Source organism: Limnothrix sp. CMB-01 (assembly GCF_055193175.1).
The window spans coordinates 2,412,839-2,436,449 of sequence record NZ_CM143720.1; the positions used below are offsets into that span (position 1 = coordinate 2,412,839).

The following is a 23,611-nucleotide window of genomic DNA, read 5'->3' on the forward strand; positions in this document are numbered from 1 at the left end:
CAACCCCCGTAGGCTGGCTAAGGTATTCTGTGGCCCTTGGGGGCAACTCAAACAGAAAATTAGCTTCATTCTACGTGGGCATTTTACGTGGGATCTCGGAGGGGCGCTTGTTCGTGCAACGGAATTTCACAGCCATCACCCCTAGCTTGGGTTAGGTTGCCCTGGGGCTGGTGCGCCCAGCAACCGAAGATTTCGGCTCGAGACGGCCGGCCGGTTCAGTCGGCTAGTTCGTCTATTGTTTCAACTGTTTCAACGATTGATAATGTTCATGTTAGGGGTTGAGCCGGTGATAACACAATTGCGTGGTGGTTTGGTCGTGTCTTGCCAGGCCCCGATCGATTCCCCCCTGCGGGATCCTCAGATCATTGCCACCATGGCCCAAGCGGCTGTGTTGCGGGGGGCGGTGGGTATCCGTTTAGACAGTCCCGAGCATGTGATGGCAACCCGATCTCGCTTGGGGGCCGATGTACCAATTATTGGTCTTTGGAAGCAGGTGCTACCTGGCTCCTCGGTTTACATCACGCCACGCTTTGCCGATGCCGCCGCGATCGCCGCCGCCGGAGCCGACATCATCGCCATTGATGCCACCCTGCGATCGCGCCCCGAAGGGGACACCGCCGCCCAACTGATCGATCGCATCCATCAGGAATTGGGGAAACCGGTAATGGCCGACATTGACACCTGGGAAGCGGCCGAAGCCGCCGCCCAAGCGGGAGCTGACTTGGTGGGTACAACGCTGTATGGCTACACGGAAGCGACCCAAGATCAGACCCCGCCGGGATGGGATCTGTTAACGCAAATGGTCACGCGCCTGACAGTACCTTGCATTTGTGAAGGGGGCATTGCTTCGCCGGCCATGGCCCGGGCTGCGATCGATCGGGGAGCCTTTGCCGTGGTTGTGGGAACTGCCATCACGGGGATCGATCTGCAAGTGCAAGCCTATCAACGGGCGATCGCCCTGGAATAGTCTGAACAGTTTGTTGGGGCTGAGCTGGATTGTTTCGATCGCCTCGATCGCCTCCGAAATTCACGGCGGGATCTCGGTTCCAGCCGCTTGCGGATCCCCAAGATGGCATCCCTAAGAGTAATGGGGCGATCTGTTCGATCGCCCCATTACTTCACAACTGAGTTTCAGGCAAAGAGTTCATCACACCCGATTCAACGGGATTGAACCCGATCGGGCTGGGCTGGACTCGGTTGAACCCAAATCACCGCCCGGCCCGACTCATCACATGGCAACGGTTAGCTACACCAACGCAGGCACAGCCGCCGGAGTCGGCCACCGCTTCAGGGCCCGGCCAAATTCCGCCAACTCCACCATCAACGCATCGAACTGATCCGGAGTCAGGGATTGGGGCCCATCCGACAGGGCCTTCTTCGGATTCGGGTGGACTTCAATCATCAGCGAATCACAGCCCACAGCCATCGATCCCTTGGCCATCGTGGGTACGAAGTGGGCCCAGCCCGTGCCGTGGCTAGGATCCACCATAATCGGCAAGTGGGTGAGGCGGCGCAGCACCGGCACAGCGGCCAGATCCAGATGGTTGCGGGTGTATTGGCGATCGAACGTGCGAATGCCGCGCTCGCAGAGGATCACGTTCGGGTTGCCCGCCGCCATGATGTATTCCGCGGCCATCAACCATTCCTCGATCGTGGCAGACATCCCCCGCTTCAGCAGCACCGGCTTATCTTGGGCCCCAATCTGCTTCAGCAGCGAGAAGTTCTGCATATTGCGGGCCCCCACTTGCAGCACATCTGCCACTTCGTAGATCTTTTCGATGTCGGCCGTGTCCATCACCTCCGTGATGATCCCCAATCCGGACGCATCCCGAGCCGCTGCCAACAGTTCCAAGGCACTTTCACCATGGCCCTGGAACGCATAGGGCGAAGTCCGAGGCTTGAAGGCCCCACCCCGCAGGAACTGGGCCCCGGCCGCCTTGACTCGCAGGGCCGTTTCCACAATCATTTCCTCGTTTTCCACGGAGCAAGGGCCCGCCACCACCGCGATCGGGTGGTTTTCGCCAATCGTTACCGGGCCGTTGGGGGTAGGAATCGTAACCTCGCTGGCTTCCCCGTGGCGATATTCCCGGCTGGCCCGCTTGAACGGCTGTTCCACCCGCAGCACCTGTTCAATCCAGGGGCTAATTTCTTCCATCCGTTCGGGATCCATGCTGGCCGTGTCGCCCACCAGACCCAGCACCACCTTATGTTTCCCGACGATTTTTTCGGGATCCAAGCCCCAGCTCTTGAACTCGTCCGCAACGCGATCGATCTCTTCAGCGGGTGCGCCCGCACGCATCACAATGATCATGATTGAAGCCTCTGTTGATGGGATTTTGAGCGTTTTAGGAGTGTAGCCAGGCTAGCTGGCAGACCAAAGCCGCGATCGAAACGCCGCCAGGCCCCCCACGCGCTTGCCCAAGCCCCGCCGTCGAACTGATAACACCACCTGCGTTCCTGACACCCTTGCCCCCGCTAACCCGTTACGGATTGGATCCCACATCCCTAAAGCGCGCGGAGCCGCCAGGTATCCTGGCAGCCCCGTTCGTCCTCTCTAGTGTAATTAAGATTTTTCTTTGTTTCGGGCTGACTGGGCTGCTCGCCAACCTTCAACCATTCGGCCAAAGTTCACCCGAAACTCCCCGATTCCCCACAAGCTGCCTGGCGCTGTTTCATCCCATGACGAAGACAACACCCCATAGCTCAGACCCAACACCCCCAGCACCAGGAATCCCAAACTGGACGAGAAAACCAGCACGGTGGGTAAATGGACTTCCGTTCGCGTGTTGACAAAGTAGGCCCCGATGAAGCTGGCGAAGCTCAAGACCGTCGGGACACCACAAAACACCACCATCCGTTTGGCCATGCGCTTACTCACCGAATCGGGAATTGCCATTTCCGATCGCGTGTAGACCCGTTTGGGAGCGGAGTCCGGCTGGGTGGTTTGGGCGGGCTTGGCTTTGGTGGAGGGAGGCAGCGGGTTCAGCTTGCGCGGAGCCGGTGTCGTCGCAGGGGTTGGCTCGGATTCAGCCTTGGCCTTGCGGCGTTTTCCCGGTTCAAAGGGCAAGCGATCGCGCGGCGATGGAGAGGGAGGCTCGCCTGACACGATGGATAGCGCTCCCTAACCGCGAATGCCGAGTTTCTTGATCAGCGCTTGGTAACGCTCACGATCCTGCTTCAGGATGTAAGCCAGCAGGCGCTTACGGCGACCGATGATTTGCAGCAGACCACGACGAGAGGCGTGATCTTTCTTGTTCTTTTTCAGGTGTTCGCTGAGTTGCTCGACGCGCGCCGTCAACAACGCCACTTGCACATCCGCCGAGCCGGTATCGGTGCCGTGGGTTTGGAAGTCATTGATGACGGTTTGTTTGCGCTCTTGTTGCAGGGGCATGACGAATTTGCTTGGGTGTTGCTAAGTACAGACAGCAGCTCTCTAGAATATCACGCCCAGACCGGAGTGCAAGGGGACGATCGCTCGATTGCGATCGCCCCCGGGTTCACAGCGGCCGGGAAGCCCAAAGCCGCCCAGAAGTTGCCTCAAAAACCCCTACAAAACCCCCTAGACCGTGACTTGGGAGACTCCCTAAAAGTCACCTTCGGCGCTGGCTGCGGCCGTGGCCGCATGATCCAACTTGAGCACCAACACGCCCAACGGAGGCAAGCAGAGGTCGATCGAGTAGGGGCGATCGTGGAACCACCATTCCTCCGCCCATTTGCCCCCTAAATTGCCCATGTTGCTGCCGCCATATTTGCGCGAATCGCTGTTGAGCACTTCGCGATAGAAGCCCAACTTGGGAACCCCCACGCGGTAATGGGAATGGGGTTGCGGCGTGAAATTACAAACCACCACCACAAAATCCTTGTAATCCTTATCCCAGCGCACAAATGAAACCACACTGTGGTTGTTGTCGCTGCAATCAATCCACTCAAACCCTTCCTGACGGCAATCTTGGGTATAAAGGCAAGGCTCGTTGCGATAAAGCTGATTCAAATCAGTCACAAACTGCTTCAGCTTCTGATGGGGTTCGTATTGCAGCAAATGCCACTCCAAATCACCCCAAACATTCCACTCACTCCATTGGCCAAACTCCATGCTCATGAAGAGCGTTTTCTTGCCCGGGTGCGTGAACATGTAGGCATAAAGACAGCGCAAGTTGGCGAATTTTTGCCACTCATCACCGGGCACTTTTCCGAGCATATTGCTCTTGCCATGGACAATTTCATCGTGGGACAGAGCCAGCATGAAATTCTCGCTAAAGGCGTACCAAATGCTGAAGGTGACGTTGTTTTGGTGAAATTGGCGGAACCAGGGATCCATCGAAAAATAGTCGAGGATGTCGTGCATCCAGCCCATGTTCCACTTCAAATTGAAGCCCAAGCCCCCCACATAGGTTGGCCAAGAAACCATCGGCCAAGCAGTGGACTCTTCCGCGATCGAGAGTACGCCAGGATAGTAGCTGAACAACAGATGGTTGGTTTGCCGTAGAAAATCAGCCGCTTCAATGTTTTCTCGACCACCGTATTGGTTGGGCAACCATTCCCCATTTTCGCGGCAGTAATCCAGATACAACATTGAGGCCACCGCATCCACGCGGATTCCATCAATGTGATATTTGTCGAACCAGAAAAGGGCATTAGCAACTAGGAAATTCCGCACTTCATTGCGGCCATAGTTGAAGATTAAAGTGCCCCATTCCTTGTGTTCGCCCTTGCGGGGATCGGCATGTTCATAAAGGCAAGTGCCGTCAAACCCTGCCAAACCATGGCCATCTTTCGGGAAGTGACCGGGCACCCAATCCACAATCACACCAATGCCGTTTTGGTGGCATTGATCGACAAAATACATGAAGTCTTGAGGCGTGCCATAACGCGAGGTGACGGCGTAATAACCAATGACTTGGTAACCCCAAGATCCATCAAAGGGGTGCTCTGCTACGGGCAACAATTCCACATGGGTGAAGCCCATCTCTTTGACGTAGGGAATCAGGCGATCGGCCAGTTCTTTATAGGTCAAAAATCGAGTGCCGGGCTTCAGTTCCGCCACCGAAACCGATTCGGCTGGCGTGCCGTCGTAATGGGTTCCGGGAAATGCAAAGTTTTCATGCAACCAGGAGCCGAGATGGACTTCATAAACCGAAACCGGCTGTTCTAGGGGCGCGGTGTGGCGGCGCTTGTCCATCCAATCGTTGTCGCTCCACTGGTAGTGATCCAGGTTGGCCACGATCGAGGCGGTTTTGGGGCGCACTTCCTGCTGGAATCCGTAGGGATCGCTCTTTTCGTAAATGTGCCCTTCCCAGTTTTTGATCTCGAATTTGTAGGGATCTCCTGCTTTCACGCCGGGGATGAACAAATCCCAAACGCCGCCGTCCATTTTCCGCATTTGGTGTTTGCGGCCGTCCCAGTAGTTGAAATCGCCCAAGACGGAAACATTACGCGCGTTGGGGGCCCAAACGGCGAAGTAAACACCGCTGACTCCTTCAATTTCCGTGAGGTGGGCCCCCAGTTTTTCGTAAATGCGGTGGTGATTGCCTTCGCAAAAGAGGTGAACATCAAAATCGGTGACCAGGGGCGATCGAAAAGCGTAGGGGTCATAGAGTACCCGCTCATGCTCTCCTTCTTGGATCCGCAGTTGGTAGTTGGCGATTTCGTGACGGGTGATGGTGCACTCAAAAAAGTGCGGGTGATGCACAGAGACCATCGGCACTTCAAGACGTTCTTCGGGAAAGATCGCCCAAGCGGCGCTGGCGCTGGGCAAATAGGCCCGAATTGCCCAGGTTGTTTCACCATCTTGCTGAAGCACCAGGTGGGGGCCAAGGACTTCAAAGGGATTGTGATGATGGTTGTGAACAATCCGATCGACTTGATCTTGGGCAATGGTAGGAATCATAGGGCGATCTTTTAAAACAACAGTCGAAAACAGTGGTCGAAAACAACGGTCGAAAAACAGCGGTGACGAACAAAAGGGCGCAGACAAAAACAGCAAACGGCCATTTAGCCTGGGGGGCCACCGAGAGCCGTTTGGGGGCTGAAACTTGGGCGATCGCGCGCCCAGTGCCAGCGGCCACCATTCACCTTCAGGAGCATCTGCGGAATGGCTGAGACCTGCACAGTAACTGGGTTAGGGTTACCAAAAGCGTTTAACAAGGGGCTATTAGCAGGGGGCTTTCAATGGTTGGTTTCCGAGGGAAATTCTCAGCTTTTCGAGGTTAATTCTCGGGGTTAATTCTTGGGATTAATTCCTGGGGTTAGTTTTCAGGGCTAATTCTCGGGGTTAATTTTCAGGAGGAAGTTTCAAGGGAGCAGGTCAAAAACGCTTGATCAAAAGGGGTATTCATTGCGATCGATGAGTGTTTGTCAACCATTAGCAACAGAAATTTGCATAGGGTTGCACAGACCATAGCAAATGGCTGCTGTTGTCTCAAGGGCGATCGGGGGCCTGGTAGTCGCCAGATTTGCCGCCGGTTTTGGTAATCAGCCGCACGGCCTCAATTTGCATTGACTTTTCTAGCGCCTTTGCCATGTCGTAAAGGGTTAAGGCGGCTACCGATGCGGCCGTGAGCGCTTCCATCTCTACGCCCGTTTCGGCTTTGGTTTTCACGTTGGCTTGGATGATGTAGCCCGGAAGGGCGCGATCGGGCGTGAGGGTGACCTGCACCTTGCTCAGGGGCAAGGGATGACAAAGGGGAATGAGGTTAGCCGTTTGTTTTGCGGCCATGATTCCGGCAATGCGGGCCGTCCCCAGCACGTCTCCTTTGGGGGCATTGCCAGACTCGATCGCCGCGAGGGTGGCGGGCAGCATTCGGACACGCGCTTCGGCCAGGGCTTCCCGCGTGGTGGCCGTCTTGGCGGAAATGTCCACCATTCTGGCTTCACCGCTGCCGTCCAGGTGGGTGAGCGAAGGGGCGGCCACGGCTCGATCGCCCCCCCCAGCGGCCAAATCAACGGCAGTGGCTGGGTTTGGCCCTCGCTCCAAAAAATTTTGGTCGAGACTTGTCATGCTCCGGATAACCTGTGCTATGATTGTTCGGCGCTAAACGGTTAACCGCCGTCGAGCTAGGGCGTGTAGCTCAGTGGATAGAGCACGTGACTACGGATCACGGTGTCGGGGGTTCGAATCCCTCCTCGCCCGTTTCAAGAAAACAATACGCTAAAAAGCTCTGGTTCTAAGAACTTTTGCAGTTTTGAGTTTCGGGATTCTCGCGATCCCGCTGAAATCGGTTGGGTCAGTCAGACTGAGTTTCTGACGAGATAGACCGGGCCTCAGCAAGCCGAGCCTCAGCAAGTCGAGCACCTGAGTTTTGGTTGGGCTGTTCCTTGGCTCGATCCAGGAACCGAACCAGCGCACAGCGGCATCCCCAGCCCAATGGATCAGAGATGATTTAAAATCCCTGATCGCAAAGGACTGGATTGGATTCCATTCCCGAGCCAAGGTTGGGCGATCGGGATGTTGGAGCCATGCAAAGCGCCGAAGTTAGCCTAGTTGCGTTCGATCCACTTTTGGGCCCGCAACCGGAGGGCTACGGCATTTACCAACAGGTCTAAGCTCGCCTTCCGCTCATCAATCAAGAAGGGTTCGAGGGTGCTGTGGGGGCCGCCTTTTTCCGTGTAGGAAAATCCCTTGGTGGCGTTGATGTCGTCTTTGGGGAAATAAACCCGAAATTCCCGATCGCCCCAACTACCAATCACCTGAGAGCACTGGTTGTCTTCCAGCCCTTTGATGGGAACGGTGGCATTCACAAACTGCAACGCCAAGCCGGCCACACCGCGATCGACCAGGGCCTTTTGCAGGGCGGGCAAATATTCGGTTTCAATAAATTCGCCAAAGGGCTTGTCTTCCGGTTTGGGGGCTTTTTCTTTGGCTGGGGCAGCTTTTGGGGCCGCAGCGGGGGCCTTCGCTTGTACTTCCGCTTTCACTTCCGGATTGTCAGCCATGATGGTTCAGCAAATATGGTGCAGAAAATAGCGGGGCGATCGGGTTGCCTAGGTTCAACCACCACTGCCGGGACATGACCCACAACGGGCGATCGGCAATGTGGGGGTTCTTGCGGGTCTCGAAACCTAAGCAACTGAAATCTAAACAAGTATTGTACGGAGCGGCGGGAAGTTCCGGCTAGCTTTGGACTTTTGGGCTGATTATCAAACCGATTGGCTAACGCCTAGCGGCCCAGTCGATCCAGTCGATCGGGTGCGGTCGATCGGCTGTGGAACGAGCGATCGACCAATGAATCAAGGCCCAGCGATCGGCTGCCATTAGCCCAAACCAGTTCTTGATCTGTTTTCGTCGTCCCTGATCTGTTTTCGTCGCCCTTGAATAGGTTTGCTATCGTTGGATCACCCTTTGCTCATTCCTGAATCATGGCCTCGCCCCTGGTTAAGCGGTTTTCCCTAGCCCTCAAGCGCTATTTGTGGATCCTGCCCGTGGGCCCAATTTTGGGGGCCGGCGTTGGTGCGGGACTGTCGTTGTTACCCGTGCCGCCCCCGCGCTATAGCATTTTGGGAGTTCTGTCATACCAACGGGCGGGGGTGTCGTTTTCGGAAACGGGAGCGGCGATTGTGGAGCAAGGGCAAACCCTCTCGCCAGACATTTTGACCGCGCCGGACATCATCGCGCCCGTGGCCAAGGAATTTCGGATGGATCCGGAGTTGTTGCTCAAAAGCCTGCGGGTGCGCGATCCCAACTCCGGTGACGAAAAAGAAAAGAAAAAAGAAAGCGGCCCGCCAACCTTGGAAGTGCGCTTCACGGATGAGAAAGGGGAGCGGGGCGAAAAGATTACAAACACCCTCATGAAGTTGATGGTGGAGAAAAGCCGGCAACTGAATGCTGCGCGGGTGAAGGGAATTATTGACGCGATTCGGGCCCGGCTGCCGCAGGTGATTGGAGAACTGCGGGCGGCGGAGCGCAATTTGGAACGATACGATCGGGTGGAAGGGGCGGCGATTTTGGCGGCCCAAAATGGGGCCCTGATTGAGTCGATCGCCACGATCGGGAATCAGCAGCGCCAACTGCAACTGCAACTGGAAGGCGTGACCGCCCAGGTGCGCTCCCTGGAACAGCGGCTGGGCCTGTCGGTGGACGATGCCTATGTGTCTTCGGCCCTCAGTTCCGATCCGATGCTGGCTCAGTTGCGGGTGCAGCTTCAGCAGGTGGAGGCGGAACGGCTGCTCCAAAGCCAACGCCTGCGGCCGGAGCATCCCCAAATGCAATTGTTGATGCAGCGGCAACAGTCCCTAGAGACCCTGTTGAATCGTCGGGCCCAAGAGGTGGTTGGCGGCAGCATGGCGGGGGCAAAACCGCTGGCGGCCACCAGTCGGATTCGATCGAGCAGCAGCCTGGATCCGGCGCGGCAACAGTTAGCCAACAGTTTGGTTTCCCTGAAAACCCAGCAAGAAACCCTGCAACGCCAACTCACCCTGTCCTTGAAGGCGGAACGGGAACTGCGTCAGGAATATGCAGGCGTGCCCAACAAACAGCTAGAGCGCGATCGCCTGGCTCAGCAGGTGGCCTTGAAAAAAGCGCTCTACGATCGAATGCAGGCCAAATTAGTCGATTCGGAAGCAGCCGAGGCGGAAACCGTCAGCAGCCTCACGATCGCCCAACCGGCCGCCATCCGCTCCGAGGAAATTGCGCAAAAGCTCTCCATGCGCTTGACCCTGCCGGCCGGGTTTGCGGGCGGTTTGGTCTTGAGCGGGGCGTTGTTGTTGGTGTTGGGAATGCTCGATCGCCGCTACCAGGCCGACAGCGAAATTCGCAGCGCCTTGGCCGAGCGGGATATCAAACTGCTGGGCATTTTGCCGGAATTGGCTGCCCGTGCGCCGGGCCTGTTGCCGGTGTTGGTGGAACCCTCGCCCCCAGGGGAAGCCTATGAACAATTCCGCAGCAACTTGCGCCGCCTGGATAGCAGCCTGAAAGTGCTGTTGATGAGCAGTGTGGACGTGGGCGAAGGGAAATCGGTGGTGGCCTATAACTTGGCGATCGCAGCGGCGCGATCGGGTAAACGCACCCTGTTGATTGAACTGGACTTGCGCGCTCCCTCCGCTGCCAAGGCCCTGCGCGTGGCTCCGGATCCGGATGCGGTTCGTGAACCGTTCCACTACTACAGCAGTTTGAACAACTGTGCGCGGATGGTTCCCGAGGTGGAAAATCTCTACATTGCCCCCAGTCCCGGCCCCCAGAATGATTGCGCGGCGATTTTGGAATCTAGCGAAATTCGGCAACTCCTGTTGGATGCCCGCAGTCGCTTTGATTACGTGATTGTGGAAGCAACGACCCTCAACAATGCCAACGATGCCTTGCTGTTGGAGTCCCAAACGGACGGGTTGATCTTAGTGGCTCGCCCTGGCCACACTGACAAAACCGCCTTCACTCAGCGGCTGGATGAGTTGACCGATGAGGAAACCAGCACCATTCGCTTAATTGGTGTTGCCATTGACAGTGCCGATTCGCCCTTTGAGCTGCTGGAAGAAGAACCCCTGCTGGAAGAGGATGCCGAGGCGATCGATCCGATGGCGGCGGTGGATGAATGGTCGATCGTGCGGCCGTCCTCCAATTCCGTGGCCGCGCGATCGAAACAACGCTAGGCACAGCCGGGTGATCGCCCTGATGCCCCGTCCTAACGAGCTACCCAAACCAAAGCACCCAAGAGATCCCCCTGTTGGGTTGGTCTCTCGGGTGCTTATTTGAGCCTATTTGAATCAACTACGCTGGAAGCGATCGTTTAATTCTGGAAACGTTCAATTCTGGAAACGTTGAATCCTGGGAAAGAAACCTGGAAAAAACCTGAGCTAGACCTAGTAAGCAAGGGTTTCCAAGGTCTCACGCAGATAGCGACGCACCAGCAAATCCGTGACCGTGGGTTGATTGGGCGTGCTGGGTTGTTGTTCCAGCCAGCGTTCAAAACCGGAGCTAGAGGCGATCGCTTGCACCAAGCTTTCCCAAACGGCGGCGCGATCGGGTAAGGAAGCAGTCGAAGACGCGAGTGAAGGGGCCATGAAAACCTCCTAACGAGTGAAGCAATGCAGCAAATCCACTGCCATTGAGCAATTTTGAGAGAGCTAAACCCACCCGAAGGGCGGCGCTAAGGCTCAATTGAGGGGGCAATTGCAATCACGCCAGGTTGAAGGTGGGCGATCGCGATATCAGAGACTAGCGAAGTTGACATCTTCCCCTGCCTGAGGTCATTGTGACCGTGATGGGTCACGAAATCTGTCAACCATGAACCTTGCCACCGACCCATGATTTACCAGTGATTTACCAGTGATCCACCAGGTCATTGCCCCCTGACTCTCTTACTTGTAACGCAAGATTGCAAGGAAGACAGTGCTGGCCATCACTCCCCATCTTTAAATCCGGAAGCTGACGATGGCCCCATGAGCCGGCCATCCGTCGCTTCAGCCCATTTCCCAGCATTTTTGAACCGATTGATTGAAAAAGTGGATGATTGCGGTTGATCAACCCCTGTCGATTGGCGGTTGGGGTTTTCAATCCTGAAATGGAGCCTTGCGAAAGAGACGGTTTAACGCGGGGAATTTGCGACGATTTACCCCTACCCCACACTGAGGCGCTGGAGCATGACCGATCGCGCCCGATCGGCCAGAGAATCGTCCAGGCGGTTCAATGCGCAGGATTCCCCCGTGCGTCGGGCGATCGCCGTTTGGATCATCCAATCAGCCAAAAAGGGATTTTTCGGCAACAGGGGCCCATGGGAATAGGTGGCGATCGCATTGCAGTGAAATGCGCCTTCGGTTTGGTCTTCGCCGTTATTGCCCAAGCCGCGCACCACCCGGGCCAGCGGCTCCACTGATCCCAGCTTGGTGCGGCCCCCGTGGTTTTCAAAACCGATCAGGTAAGGCACATCTCCCAACATCAGCCGCAACTCCCGCGCCAGCCGTTCGGCGGTCACCTCCAGCACCAGATTGCCGATGCAGCGGGGCGCGTCGGGGCCCGGATGCACAGTCACCAAATCCAACACGCCCAGCCCCTGAATACGTTGGCCTAAACCCGGTTCGTAGTAATGGCCGAGCAACTGCGGTGCGCCACAGGTGAACACGCCGGGCACGCCGGCCTCGATCGCCCCTTTCAGGGCTGCGGCCTTGGCCCCTTGCAGATCTCGCATCACGATTTCCTGCTGGCGATCCTGTGCGCCGCCGCCCACGATCAAGTCCACCTGGGTGAACTGGCTGGGGTCTGTGTCTCGATCGAGCGCTTGAATTCGCACCGGGATGCCGCGCCATTCACAGCGCCGCTGCAAACAGGTCACATTCCCCCGATCGCCATAGGTGCTCATTAGCTTGGGATAGAGCCAGCCAATCACCAGGGGTTCAGAGAGGGTGGGCAAGGCGGAAAGACTCACGGGCAGAAAACCTGGGCAAGGTTGCGGAAGAATCGGAGCCAGTCTATCGCGATTGGCGAGATGCTGGGTTCGATCGAGAGGGTTCAGCGCCCGATCGCACCCAACCCTCCAGCGCCGATCGCACCCGATTGAGGGGTTCCGCCCAACTGCCGGGCCGCGACTGCCGAAACAGACGCATGGTGGGATACCAGGGCGTATCGGGGCGATCGCGTAACCAGCGCCAATCGGCCGCATAGGGCAGCAGCGTCCAAACCGGTTTACCCATGGCTCCGGCCAGGTGGCAAATGGCCGTATCAACCGTGACGAGCAAATCGATTTGCGCCAGATCGGCCGCCGTGTCGGCAAAATCCTTGATTTGGGGCGCGAGGTCAACAATTCCCTGGGCCGCCAGGCGCTCGGCTTCGGCCTCGGAGCGATCGACCTGGAAGCTGTAGAGCTGGACACCGGGACATTGCAGGGCGATCGCCAAAGGATCCAGTGCCATACACTTGCGGGCCGCGTCTTTCATGTGCGGGCCGCTTTGCCACACAATCCCCACCGCCAAGGCTTGGGAGGTTTGGCGCGGTAGCGGGCGCTGATTCGCCAGCGGGGCGATCGGCCGCAGGTAAGGAATCGGGGCGGGAATTTGCTCAACGGTGGTTCTCGCCAACCGAGGCAAGCTCAACAGCGACACCTGGGCACGGTAAGGAATGTGGCAATCGTCACCCGCGAAGACCTGATCAACCCCGGCCACCGTTTCCATGAGCCGCACCAGCGATTGGGGACACCAAAGCACCACCCGATCGCACCGTTGCCGGGCCCAAGCCAGATAGCGGCTAAATTGCAGCGTATCCCCCAGGCCCTGTTCCGTCAGCACCAGCAACGTGCCCTTTAAGGGCTGCCCATCCCACTCGGGGCCCGCCGCTTGCACCCAAGGATTTTGATCCGAGTACCGCCGCCATTCGTAGGCCTGCCAACCCTCATGCCATCGCCCTAGGGAGAGTAAGCAAAGGGCATGGTTGAGTCGCAGGTGCGGATCTTCCGGTTGGTATTTCAAGGATTGTTCTGTGATGTGAAGGGCTTCTTCAAATCGATTTTGGTTCGCTAGGAGTTTTCCTAACCGGGCAGCCGCATTACCCAGTTCGGGATCACAGGTAATGGCATAGCGTAGGGACTGCTCTGCTTTGGTTGGTTCTGAAATCCCTGAATCGTTGTCATCCCAAGCCATGCCCTGCCAAAAAGCGATGATTGCCCGCTGTTTAGGGGCCAGCCGTTGAATAGCCGTAGGAGGCGGGTTTTGGCGTAACCAAGTTAGCCAAGAGCTTAAGCCTGCTTGATTGATCCAAACTTGTCCAAAGGTGAGATAGGTTTCAGGGAGTTCCGGATCCTGGGCAAGGGCCGTTTGCAATGATCGCAGGGCCGTTTCCCGATCGCCCCGATCGAGCGCCAGCAGTCCGGCGTAGTAATGGGCGATTCCCAGTTGTGGATCCAGGCGCAAAGCCAAGTCCAGGGCTCGTTCTGCTGGTTGAGTAGCTTGGGTGGCTCGATAGGTGGCGCAAAGGTTCACGTACAGACCCGCCCAATGGGGATCCTGCTGAATGCCTTGCCGGTAGTGATGACGGGCGGTTGACCATTGCTCAGTCCCTTGGGCCGCCAAGCCGGCCTGAAGCTGGGCGATCGCTTCGGGAGAATGGGCCAAAAGATGGCTGTGCGAGGATTGCATGGTTGCCAAGAGTGAGAGCTTCCCAGATTCGGAGTCTCCGAAATTCAGAGTCTCCAAGCGTTAGAACTGTCCGGCCAGCAGAGCCGATCGCACCTGCTGTAAGGGTTCCGACCAGTCACCAGGCTCGGTCTGCCGAAAGAGCCGCATGGTGGGATACCAAGGTGTATCGGGGCGATCGAGCAGCCAGCGCCAATCGGCCGCAAAACAGAGCAACGTCCAAACCGGTTTGCCCATCGCTCCGGCCAAATGACAGATGGCCGTGTCCACCGTGATCAGCAGGTCGAGCTGGGCCAAATAGGCGGCCGTGTCGGCAAAGTCCTTGATCTGCGGAGCCAGGTCAATGATTCCAAATTGAGCCAGGTGGGCCACATCCGCATCGGAGCGATCGATCTGCAAGCTGTAGAGCTGCACACCGGGCAAATTGAGGGCCGCCGCTAACTCCGGGAGACTGCTGGATTTTTGGCGGTGGACGGCTTCTAGGCGATCGCCCGATCGAAACCCACTGGCCCAAACAATCCCGACCCGGCGTTGATCCGGTTTCGACACCGGTTTCGGCAGTGGGAGCGGCGCGATCGCCTCGGTGGCAGTGGGAAACAGGTAAGGAATCGGAGCCGGAACGCGATCGACCGTGGTTTGGGTCAAGCGGGGCAGACTGGACAGGGGTAAATGGGTGTTGAAATGGAGGGTTTCGCAAACACCATCGGTGACATATCCCGCCCCTGGAGCCGATCGCATCACCCGCACCAGCGCTTTCGGGCACAGCAGAATCACCGTTTGGCAGCGATCGGCAACCCACTGAAGGTAGCGGGCCCATTGCAGTGAGTCCCCAAAACCTTGGTCAGCCCAAATCAGAATCGTGCGATCGGGAATTGGGGTTCCGTCCCATTCCTGACCGGGCAAGTCCTGCTTGGTCATTTGTCCCGATCGCCACTGCCACTCATTTTCCAAAAACCCCTCCGCCCAGCGCCCCAGGGTGAGCAAACAGAGGGCCCGGTTGTGGCGCAACGTGCCATGATCCGGCCAGCGAGCACAGGCGGCATCCAAAACGGCTAAGGCTTCCGTCAGGCGGCGCTGTTCCGCCAGGATCAGGCTGAGTTGAATGTGGGGCGGTTGGTAGGTTACCTCATCAGCGATCGCCTGTTGCAACCAAATTTCTGCCGTGGCCAAATCCCCATCAAAGTAATGTTTGAGTCCTTGCCAATAGCCGATCGCCGCGCGATCGAAGGAGGGTAAATTGCGCCAAGTATCAGGCAGGGGGCGCGATCGCACCCAATCCATCAACTCGGGAAACTGATCTTGATTGTTTAACCGATGGGCAGCGGCTACGTAGAGGGCTGCGGACTCAGGAATTTGATCCAAAAGATGGTGGCAGGCTTGAATCGCCTGGGTTCGATCGGCCCAATCCAACAAGGCTAACCAATTGTGCACCCCGATGGCGCTGTGCGGATCCAGACGCAGTGCTTGGGCGCAGGCCTGGCGAGCGGCGGCCATCTTGCCCAATCCCTTCAGGGCTGCCGCCAGGTTGATATAAACACCGGGAATTGCTGGATCCAACCGCAGGGCCGCCCGATAGCCTGCCAGGGCGATCGACCAGTCTGCTGCCGCCAGGGCTTGGTTCGCTTGTTGGGCCAGGGCGATCGCCTGATCTTGGACGCTGCCTTTCACCGCTGTGGTCTCCTGATCTGTGGTCTCCCAATCTGTGGCGCAATATCTGTGACCCAATATGGATGGCGCAGTCTGTGGCGCGATTTGTCTTAAAGCGAAAATTCCTAAGCCATGAAGTAGTCCCTAAAGACTTTCTCAAGACCTAAAGAATGCCGCGACCCGTGAGAATTTCCCGAACTTCCAGCATGGCGGAATAGGTGGGCAGAACGTAGAGGGTTTCGCCGTCGGGCAGTCGATCGAGGGCGTTTTGAATCGCTGCCTTGAGGTTGGTTTCCACCGACAGGGTGGCGGGCCCGGCGGGGCGATCGGGATCGCTGTAGGCCAACCGCAGGGCCATGTCATAGGCTCGATCGCCACTGACCACCAGCGTGGCCCCCGTCGCCACCAGCCCTTCCGTGTCCGCGTCCCAAATCCAAGACACATCGGTTCCGTCCGGTGTGCGATCGTTCAGCACCAGCAACACCGTGGGCGAAAAGGGGCGATCGCGCGTCAGTTCCACCACCGTTCGCAGGGTTTCGTTGGTTCCCACCGGGTTTTTGGAGAGCAAAATTTGCACCGATTTTCCCTGCACCGTCAGGGATTCTGCCCGGCCAAAAGCCGCTTGGAAATTGCGAATGGCCGCTTGAATGGGTGCTTCCCCAATGCCCAGGGCTTGGGCGGTAGTGGCGGCGGCCATGGCGTTGTATTGGTTATAGATGCCCACCAATAATTGCGGCCAGTCACGGCTATTCAGCAACGGGCGCGATCGCTCAAAACCGCAACTGGGGCAGTGATAATCGCCCAGATGGGATAGATAAACGCCCTCATAGGTCAAAGAGTGACCACAGTTGGGGCAATAGATGGAATCAACGGCGTGGGGAATTTCCGGTAAAAAGCGCTCCGGTTCACTGAGGCCAAAGTAGCGAACTCGGGCTAGATCTTCCCACTGGGCTTCCAGTTGTTGTCCAAAGTGGCAGAGGGTGGGGTCATCGGCGCTCAACACGGCGATCGTGTGGGAGAGCGGGGCGATCGCCCGTTCCCAGCGGCGAGCAATCGTGTCCACCTCGCCGTAGCGATCGAGCTGGTCACGAAACAAATTCATCGCCAACAAGATCCGCGGCCGAATTTGCGGTAGCACCTTGGGCAGGACATTTTCATCCACTTCCAAGATCGCAAAGTCCCGATCGAGCCGCCCCAGCCAATTCGCATCCGCCAGCAAAGCCGCCGTCAGACCATTTTCCAGGTTGGCCCCTGTGGCGTTGTGGGTCACCCGATAGCCCTGGTTTTCTAAAATGCTTCGCAGCAGCAGGGCCGTGGTGGTTTTGCCGTTGGTTCCGGCCACTAAAATCGCGCCCTGTTTCACTTGAGCTGCCAACAGAGCCAAGGCATTGGGCTGAATCTTGCGGGCAATGCTGCCGGGCAACACACTCCCGGCCCCGCGCCGCAGCAACCGCACGGCTAGGGCGATCGCCCGGGCGGCCATTACTGCCGCTGCTAGTCGCAAATTGTCGATTGCGCCCGCCATGAACCCCTGTCCGCAAAACCCCCGCTATCCTACCACCCGGCGGCTGGGCCCCCGCGCGGGAGACTGTGAACCTGAGACGATGTTTGAAAAGCCACAATTGAGACACCACTTGCCCCAACGATCAATGCAAACAAACGATCAATGCAAACAAAGGTCTTAAGCCTCTTGCCCCCCAAGACTATTGGGGTCTGACCAGGGCTGCAAGATACTTTTCAAACAGTCTTTTAGGAAATCGTGACCAAAGAACGAGTCTTGGCTCCAGGTGTAGTAGTAGCGACCAACCCCATAAAACCCCATTGTTGATTCGGTGTCGGGGCGATCGTACTCGGATTGAGACTCACCCCCACCGAGGGCAAAGGTACTGGGCAAGTGACCGATCGGGGCGCTGAGATCGTAGGGAATCTTAGTTCGCCGCTTAAAGTCGTAGTCCGGCACATGCCACCCATCATAGGTTTCAACTTGCCAGCCCACAGCATCCCCAAAGCAGCGACATAAATCCTGGCGGGAATAATTGAAAGGCTTACAGGTTTCTGCTGTGCAAGCATTCCATAATTGGGCTTGGATTGAAAACCCAAATCGATCGCGCGGCCTGACCGCTGATGGTGTGGTGGGCCCCAAAACGCGATCGGCCCTCTTTGGCAGCAACAGCATCCCCAGCCGTTCCTACCGCGTCAACTCCGGTCGCTACGGTATCCTCAGCGGCTCGATCGGCATGGGCGAAACCAGCGCCCGCGTGGCGACGCTCCAGGCCAAACTGCGCACGCTGGGCTATTTCAACTCACGTACCAACACGGGTTACTACGGCCCCCTGACGCGCAATGCCGTTTTGCGCTACCAAGCAGCGAACGGTCTGCCCCACACGGGCACGGTTTCCCAGGAAATGACTCGCATGTTACGGGGCGTGGGCCTATCCGGTACGCGCGGCAAACCCTAACAATGCTGCGTTAGTCGCAATTTGCAAATGACATGAGGCTGGGTTTGGCGATCTCTGAACCCAGCCTTCTTTGTATTCAGGCGCACTTCTACAGTCAAGGCAATAGTCACTAAAAGCAACACAGAAAAGGTTTATGATAGAAAGTTATAAAGATGAAAACAATTTCATCCTATTAACTCTCAAGGAAAAGTATCTCCCATGAAAAACAAGAATAGCCAAAATCAAGATCAAGGATCCAAATGGATGGCCCTCAGTGGAATTGGTGCTGCAATTATTGCTGCTTTTGCCACAATTCTCGTCGGACATTGGCAATCCAGCAACAAAACAGAAAAATCAACTGACTGCGGTATCAAAGTTGTCGATGAAGTCACCCGTAATTCAGTGCCAAATGCCACAGTGATCTTAGAGGAATTAGGGAAGGTGAATACACCCAAAATTACTGATTCAGAAGGATATGTATATTTTGACTGTCCAGAAAAGTTGAGATCTATATTGATTATCAAACCTATTGGATATCAAGAGTATCGAAAGAGAGTTGACCTTAAGCCAGAGTCTGAAACCCTAACAATCCCAATTCCTCTCGATAAGCAAACATCTCTACAAACTACGCCAGCTCCAGATTCAAGCACAAATCCAGCAACATATGCCACTGCACAATATATGACTAGAGACGTTGGAGATGGCTTTGTATCTGTTCGAGCTAAACCAGAAAAAGAAAGTGCTGAGATCAAAAGAGTTTCTGCAAAAACTCTAGTTACCTGCAGAGTTGAAGAAGTACAAGGACAGCAGCTCTGGAGTGGCAATATGTGGAGGTTATGCGACGAACTGGAAGGCTATATATACAGCCCACTTTTGTCTCCTGTTTGATAAATCAAGTATAAATTTTGTTTGCATAGCCCTTGCAGGCACATGCAGACCTCTTAATCTGCAAAGTGGCGAGCAATTGAGCCTAAGGAATGAAACATCTGTAGATACAGATGTTTCATTGATTCAATGAACACTCTTTGTATTCTCATTCCTATTGCCAGCCATGTCACCTACTGCCATTCGGGAATTGATTGCTAGCCTGGAGGATATCGAAACCCATTTGGGCTTAATTCCAAATGGAGATGACGAATTCTTTGCGGAGTCATTCCCAAACCTAGATACGATCGCTGACTCTGATCGCACCAGCCTTGACCAACTGCGCGATCGCTTTCTGTACCATTGGCGATCGGGCAAAGTGGATGAAGGGGTTGTGAATCTCCTGGTGATTTCTCCACTGCTCGAGCTGGCAGGATTCTACGATCCCCCCTTTCGGATGCGGTCTGAAGTACCGGTTACAGTTGAGTCCCAAGTGGAAGGCGTAACGTTGCGCGGACGCATTGACTTTTTAGTGATTCACCAACGATTTTGGCGCGCCATTATCGAGTCCAAAGACACCACCTATGATGTCAGCGTGGCAATTCCGCAAACCTTGGCTTATATGGCTGGAGCCGTCCAAAATAACTTGCCGCTGTATGGATTTGTCACCAATGGTAGCCATTTTCTGTTTTTGAAAGTCCAGCAACAAAATGAGCAGATTTTCTATGGACTATCCGATGAATTTGCCCTGCGATCGCGTCCCAATTCTCTCTATTTTGTCCTCAGCATTTTGCGACAATTAGCAAATACTATTACCGAGTCCTCAGCCGCGACGCCTCCAACACTTGCCTAACCTGAACTGACGGGCGATCAAGTCGTGTTGCCATGGCGCTGAGGGGGCAAAATCAGGCGATCGGGGTCTGATCCAGACAGGTTTGGTGTTTGATAGACGGAACCCAACTTGCTGTATGAGGACGTGATGGCAAAACGCATTCCAGAACAAACGGTGAAAGCCGGTGACTACACCTGGGTCTATCGCGAGGTTGTGCCCGAGTCGCCCAACGATCGCCCGCCTGTGTTGTTGCTCCATGGGTTGGTGGCCTTTGGCTATAGCTGGCGGAAGGTGTTGCCCGCCCTGGCGGAACAGGGCTTCCGGGCGATCGCCCCGGACTTTCCCGGCTTTGGTGCGTCCGATCGCCCCGAGCGGCTGGATTTTGCCTACACGCCCGATGCGCTGATTGGGTTGCTGGAGCAGTTTTTGGATGCGATGAATCTCGATCGCGTCTCGATCGTGGCCCAGGGATTTTTTGGCTCCCTGGGGATTCAGTACGCCTTGCGGAATCCCGATCGCATCGAGCGGCTGGCGATTATCAACGGGCCGATTTTTCCTGAGGCCAAGCTGCCCTGGAAAATTTCCCAAATGGCGATTCCGCTGGTGGGCGACATGATGACCCAAGATCCGCTGCTGGTCGATCGCCTGTTAGAAGGTGGCGGCCCCTACCAAGTGGATGATGCGGATTTGGATGTGTATCGCCGGCCGTTCCTGACCAGTTCCGGGGCGGGGCGGGCGCTGCTGGCGGTGTTGCAAAACCTGCGGCTGAAACAGACCGCGCAGGAAATTACTGAAGGCCTGACCCGCTGGGAAAAACCGACCTTGGTGGCCTGGGGCACGAGCGATCCTTGGTTGCCGGTGGAAGCCGCCAAGGCTGCCGCTAAAACCATTGCCGACTGCGAGTTTGTGGAGATGAGCGAAACGGGTCACTACGCCCAAGAGGACTGGCCGGAAAAGGTGTCAGAGGCGTTGATTCCCTTTCTCCGGCGAATGGCGACTTGACAGGCGGGTGGGATGTCGATACATATCGTTACAATTCAATGATCCAACGAACGGGCCACAAGCCTGTTCATCATTCGATTTTTCCCGCACTTTTTTTAACGAGAACCCCATGATTCGACTCCGTTCAGCCCTGTTGGCCCTGGTGATGGCGGCGGCGATCGCCCTTACCAGCTTGGGTTTTGCCCCCGTTGCCCAAGCAGAAACCTACTCCAGCACCCAAAAATCGCAAATTGAAATTTTCGTGCCCGGCGTGCAAGACATGCGCGATCGGCTGCCGGAACTGGAAAGCTACATCGCAGGCAAGCGCTGGCGTGAAATCCAAACCTTTATCCATGGCCCTCTGGGCGAGTTGCGCGAACGGTTGAGCCGGGTCAGCCGCCGCCTGAAGGGCAGCGATCGCGCCACCGCCGAAGCCGCCGCCAAGGATCTGTTTAAACACCTGGTGGCAATGGATGAATTTGCGGGTCAGTTTGACTACAAACGCGCTGGCAATGAATATTTGGCGGCTGTCAAAGCTTTCGATCAATTCCTGACCGTTGTACCGCAATAGTTCGTTTTCGTAAACGATTCCTCAGTCAGCCCTTCGATCGCACCGATTAGATCGAAGGGCGATTTTTATGTTCTCTAAATCTCAAAATCTTGCAAATCAAGCGATCGCATAACCCGTGTGTACGCGAACATGCTCAGGATAAAATGCTAAAACAATTTGATTTTTCGGAATTCCGGCTGCTTCTAAGTTTTCAGTGATGCTGTCTTCAGTACCATCATATTGAATCCAGATTTTGTCATCTATTACTTGAATATGAACTAGACAATCATGGATTCGTCGGTGTCCTTCCCAACCCAACATAATGAGCACAAAATTCTTGCGATCTGCATCAATGATAATTTGAGAATTCCCGTTCTCATGGCCAGAAAGAGTATCAGCAGCTTGCTGCAAAACTGATTCAATAGCTTGATCCAACTTAATCAATGTATCCATTTGACGATTTCCTCCGTTACTGGGTCAAAGACAATTAGGCTAAGCTGACGATTTTCAAGAAAGATTTGACCAATAGGCTCAGAAAATAAACTCCAGTAAATATCGTCGCGAACTGCTAAATATAGTGATCGTTGAATAGACTTAAATTTCATAATTCCTTGATATAAAACATATTGACCTAAGGCGGCTTCTAGATCTTTCACTGGTGATCGACTTAAAAAGCTCTTGATTTCAACTGCGATTTGTTTTCCTGCCTTGTCAGCAGTTAACAGCTTTTCAGCACCTAGGTCAATGTAAGTTGATCGTTTACCAATTTGCAAAACCAGTGGATCATCTGTAATCACCCAACCATCTTTTTCGAGAGCGACTCGCACGGTGTTATGATAAATATCCTTAGCCATTTATGAATCTTTATTCTTTAAAATGTAGATAGCGATCAATTTTGCCAAGAAGTGATTTCTGAAAAGTAGTTGTTGTTGATACAATACGATTTTGAGAATGAGCTTTTAGCGATGCTCACGAGTCTCTTTCCAAGGAGAACTTAATCGATATTGTGATGATAACCAGTTTTTGGGGCAGTTGAGGATGTCGCGGATGAGGATTGCGATCGCGGGTGGGGGTGTGGTGGGGGCGATGATTGCTTACGAACTGAGCGGGCAGCCGGACTGGCAAATCACGCTGATTGATCCCCAGGCGATCGCGTCGCCGTTGCCTCCCGATCGCCCCACATCCACGGGAGCCGCCCTCGGCGTTTTGATGGGGATTATTAGTAAAAAAACCAAAGGGCGAGCCTGGAATTTACGTCGCGACAGTATTCAACGCTATCCGAAACTGATTCAAGAGCTGGAAACCCTGCTCGATCGCCCCATTCCCCACAATTCAAACGGCATTCTGAAGCTGGTGTTTACGGAAGCCGATCGCCCCGGATGGGAAGCCTTGGCAGCGTTGCGAAAATCCCAGGGATTTGAGCTGGAATTGCTGTCAGCTTCAGCGGTGCTCGATCGCTTTCCGGCGGTGAATTTAGCCGCCATGGATGGGGTCGCCTTTGGGATCTTTTCGCCCCAGGATTGGCAGGTGCAGCCGCTGGCCTTGACGGTGGCTTTGCGGGAGGCGGCGGCGAAACGGGGGGCAACGATCGCCCCGGCCCAGATCACGGGTGTGCAGACGGCGGGCGATCGGGTCATTAGCCTGACCACCACGGCGGGAGAGCTGGCCTGCGATCGGCTGGTGGTGGCGGCTGGGCTGGGGTCGGCGGCCTTGGCCCGGGCGATCGCCCCCAATGCGGCCAAGCCCCTGAAGTTGCAGCCGGTGTTGGGTCAAGCCCAGCGGTTGCGATTGCCGCGCCCCCTGAGCGATCGCCCGGAGCCGGTGCTGACCGGTAACGACATCCATATCGTGCCCCTCGGTGGCGGGGACTATTGGGTGGGGGCGACGGTGGAGTTTCCCGCCGGGGCCGAGCCGCCGATCGCCGATGGGGCCGAGTGGGGGGCGGTGTGGCAAGGGGCGATCGACCTAGTTCCCGCCCTCGCCCAGGCGGAAATAGTCGAAACCTGGTCGGGGTTGCGGCCGCGCCCGGTGGAGCGATCGGCTCCGGTGATTGAGCCGCTGAACGCCAACAGTTGGCTGGCGACCGGCCACTATCGCAACGGCGTGTTGCTGGCTCCGGCGACGGCCCAATTGATCCGCGAGGCGATCGCCCAAACCAGCCCCTAAACCGGACGGGTAGGGAAATCCGAAATTTCAGATCACGGGGCGATCGCGCTAGCCTAGGGCCGTCCCAATTCCCTACACCAACCA

Annotated in this window: 23 protein-coding genes and 1 tRNA gene; 9 read left to right on the top strand and 15 right to left on the bottom strand. The window is 56.0% G+C overall.

The genetic code is table 11. The features are described from left to right. Window positions 1-268: 268 nt before the first annotated feature. A complete protein-coding gene (locus ACZA91_RS10160; protein WP_099531912.1) occupies window positions 269-967 on the top strand; it encodes an N-acetylmannosamine-6-phosphate 2-epimerase in 699 nt (232 codons plus the stop codon). Window positions 968-1,246: 279 nt separating this feature from the next. Here ACZA91_RS10160 and aroF read toward each other — a convergent pair whose 3' ends face one another. The 6 genes from aroF to moaC all read right to left on the bottom strand — a co-directional run bounded on the left by aroF (window position 1,247) and on the right by moaC (window position 6,997). Next, entirely contained in the window at window positions 1,247-2,311 is a 1,065-nt protein-coding gene (aroF, locus tag ACZA91_RS10165; protein ID WP_099531877.1) for a 3-deoxy-7-phosphoheptulonate synthase, read from the bottom strand. Window positions 2,312-2,362: 51 nt separating this feature from the next. Further along, window positions 2,363-2,503, bottom strand: a complete 141-nt coding sequence (locus ACZA91_RS10170; RefSeq protein WP_158234325.1) for a hypothetical protein — start codon at window positions 2,501-2,503, stop codon at window positions 2,363-2,365. A gap of 60 nt (window positions 2,504-2,563) precedes the next feature. Beyond that, entirely contained in the window at window positions 2,564-3,106 is a 543-nt protein-coding gene (locus tag ACZA91_RS10175) for a photosystem II biosynthesis protein (protein ID WP_463182227.1), read from the bottom strand. Window positions 3,107-3,121: 15 nt separating this feature from the next. Beyond that, on the bottom strand, window positions 3,122-3,391 hold the full coding sequence (rpsO, locus tag ACZA91_RS10180; protein ID WP_099531875.1) for a 30S ribosomal protein S15: 270 nt from the start codon (window positions 3,389-3,391) through the stop codon (window positions 3,122-3,124). Window positions 3,392-3,583: 192 nt separating this feature from the next. Next, on the bottom strand, window positions 3,584-5,887 hold the full coding sequence (glgB, locus tag ACZA91_RS10185; RefSeq protein ID WP_190356157.1) for a 1,4-alpha-glucan branching enzyme: 2,304 nt from the start codon (window positions 5,885-5,887) through the stop codon (window positions 3,584-3,586). Window positions 5,888-6,418: 531 nt separating this feature from the next. Continuing rightward, a complete protein-coding gene (moaC, locus tag ACZA91_RS10190; RefSeq protein WP_099531874.1) occupies window positions 6,419-6,997 on the bottom strand; it encodes a cyclic pyranopterin monophosphate synthase MoaC in 579 nt (192 codons plus the stop codon). Between the two features lie 59 nt (window positions 6,998-7,056). Between moaC and ACZA91_RS10195 the strand changes: the two genes are divergently transcribed. After that, window positions 7,057-7,129 (top strand) — tRNA-Arg (locus ACZA91_RS10195). Between the two features lie 347 nt (window positions 7,130-7,476). Here the strand turns inward: ACZA91_RS10195 and ACZA91_RS10200 are convergent. Next, window positions 7,477-7,932 carry a DUF2996 domain-containing protein gene (locus ACZA91_RS10200; protein ID WP_099531872.1) on the bottom strand — a complete coding sequence of 152 codons (456 nt, stop codon included), beginning with the start codon at window positions 7,930-7,932 and terminating at the stop codon, window positions 7,477-7,479. 423 nt (window positions 7,933-8,355) lie between these two features. Here ACZA91_RS10200 and ACZA91_RS10205 point away from each other — a divergent pair, with 423 nt between their 5' ends. Further along, window positions 8,356-10,578 carry a GumC family protein gene (locus tag ACZA91_RS10205; RefSeq protein ID WP_463182231.1) on the top strand — a complete coding sequence of 741 codons (2,223 nt, stop codon included), beginning with the start codon at window positions 8,356-8,358 and terminating at the stop codon, window positions 10,576-10,578. Window positions 10,579-10,788: 210 nt separating this feature from the next. On the opposite strand, the gene ACZA91_RS10210 is transcribed toward ACZA91_RS10205, so the two are convergent. The 6 genes from ACZA91_RS10210 to ACZA91_RS10235 form a co-directional block, all read right to left on the bottom strand. Continuing rightward, entirely contained in the window at window positions 10,789-10,989 is a 201-nt protein-coding gene (locus ACZA91_RS10210; protein WP_099531870.1) for a hypothetical protein, read from the bottom strand. 554 nt (window positions 10,990-11,543) lie between these two features. Next, window positions 11,544-12,350 (bottom strand): type 1 glutamine amidotransferase, encoded by an 807-nt coding sequence (locus ACZA91_RS10215; protein WP_190533336.1) that lies wholly within the window; start codon window positions 12,348-12,350, stop codon window positions 11,544-11,546. 43 nt (window positions 12,351-12,393) lie between these two features. Continuing rightward, window positions 12,394-14,052: a tetratricopeptide repeat protein gene (locus ACZA91_RS10220; protein ID WP_463182233.1), complete on the bottom strand. Its 1,659-nt coding sequence runs from the start codon at window positions 14,050-14,052 to the stop codon at window positions 12,394-12,396. Between the two features lie 60 nt (window positions 14,053-14,112). After that, window positions 14,113-15,717, bottom strand: coding sequence for a tetratricopeptide repeat protein (locus ACZA91_RS10225; RefSeq protein WP_463182235.1), 1,605 nt, complete (start codon window positions 15,715-15,717; stop codon window positions 14,113-14,115). 142 nt (window positions 15,718-15,859) lie between these two features. After that, window positions 15,860-17,221, bottom strand: coding sequence for a Mur ligase family protein (locus tag ACZA91_RS10230; protein WP_190526698.1), 1,362 nt, complete (start codon window positions 17,219-17,221; stop codon window positions 15,860-15,862). A gap of 156 nt (window positions 17,222-17,377) precedes the next feature. Beyond that, window positions 17,378-17,872 (bottom strand): GUN4 domain-containing protein, encoded by a 495-nt coding sequence (locus ACZA91_RS10235; protein ID WP_463182237.1) that lies wholly within the window; start codon window positions 17,870-17,872, stop codon window positions 17,378-17,380. Here ACZA91_RS10235 and ACZA91_RS10240 point away from each other — a divergent pair. The 5 genes from ACZA91_RS10240 (at window position 17,757) to psbQ (ending at window position 21,382) form a co-directional block, all read left to right on the top strand. Then, on the top strand, window positions 17,757-18,155 hold the full coding sequence (locus ACZA91_RS10240; protein ID WP_463182239.1) for a peptidoglycan-binding domain-containing protein: 399 nt from the start codon (window positions 17,757-17,759) through the stop codon (window positions 18,153-18,155). The genes ACZA91_RS10235 and ACZA91_RS10240 overlap by 116 nt on opposite strands. A gap of 198 nt (window positions 18,156-18,353) precedes the next feature. After that, complete coding sequence (locus ACZA91_RS10245) at window positions 18,354-19,022, top strand: peptidase associated/transthyretin-like domain-containing protein (protein WP_190526692.1); 669 nt, start codon at window positions 18,354-18,356, stop codon at window positions 19,020-19,022. Window positions 19,023-19,185: 163 nt separating this feature from the next. Further along, window positions 19,186-19,851, top strand: coding sequence for a type I restriction endonuclease subunit R (locus tag ACZA91_RS10250; RefSeq protein ID WP_190526690.1), 666 nt, complete (start codon window positions 19,186-19,188; stop codon window positions 19,849-19,851). Window positions 19,852-19,977: 126 nt separating this feature from the next. After that, window positions 19,978-20,832 carry an alpha/beta fold hydrolase gene (locus ACZA91_RS10255; protein WP_463182240.1) on the top strand — a complete coding sequence of 285 codons (855 nt, stop codon included), beginning with the start codon at window positions 19,978-19,980 and terminating at the stop codon, window positions 20,830-20,832. 109 nt (window positions 20,833-20,941) lie between these two features. Continuing rightward, window positions 20,942-21,382, top strand: coding sequence for a photosystem II protein PsbQ (psbQ, locus tag ACZA91_RS10260; protein WP_463182242.1), 441 nt, complete (start codon window positions 20,942-20,944; stop codon window positions 21,380-21,382). A 96-nt stretch (window positions 21,383-21,478) separates the two neighbouring features. Here psbQ and ACZA91_RS10265 read toward each other — a convergent pair whose 3' ends face one another. Further along, entirely contained in the window at window positions 21,479-21,814 is a 336-nt protein-coding gene (locus tag ACZA91_RS10265) for an element excision factor XisI family protein (protein WP_463182243.1), read from the bottom strand. Beyond that, complete coding sequence (locus ACZA91_RS10270) at window positions 21,802-22,215, bottom strand: XisH family protein (protein ID WP_190533235.1); 414 nt, start codon at window positions 22,213-22,215, stop codon at window positions 21,802-21,804. Before ACZA91_RS10270 ends, ACZA91_RS10265 begins: the two co-directional genes overlap by 13 nt. Window positions 22,216-22,408: 193 nt before the next feature. On the opposite strand from ACZA91_RS10270, the gene ACZA91_RS10275 reads away from it, so the two are divergent. Beyond that, complete coding sequence (locus ACZA91_RS10275) at window positions 22,409-23,527, top strand: NAD(P)/FAD-dependent oxidoreductase (protein WP_463182245.1); 1,119 nt, start codon at window positions 22,409-22,411, stop codon at window positions 23,525-23,527. The last annotated feature ends 84 nt before the right edge of the window (window positions 23,528-23,611 follow it).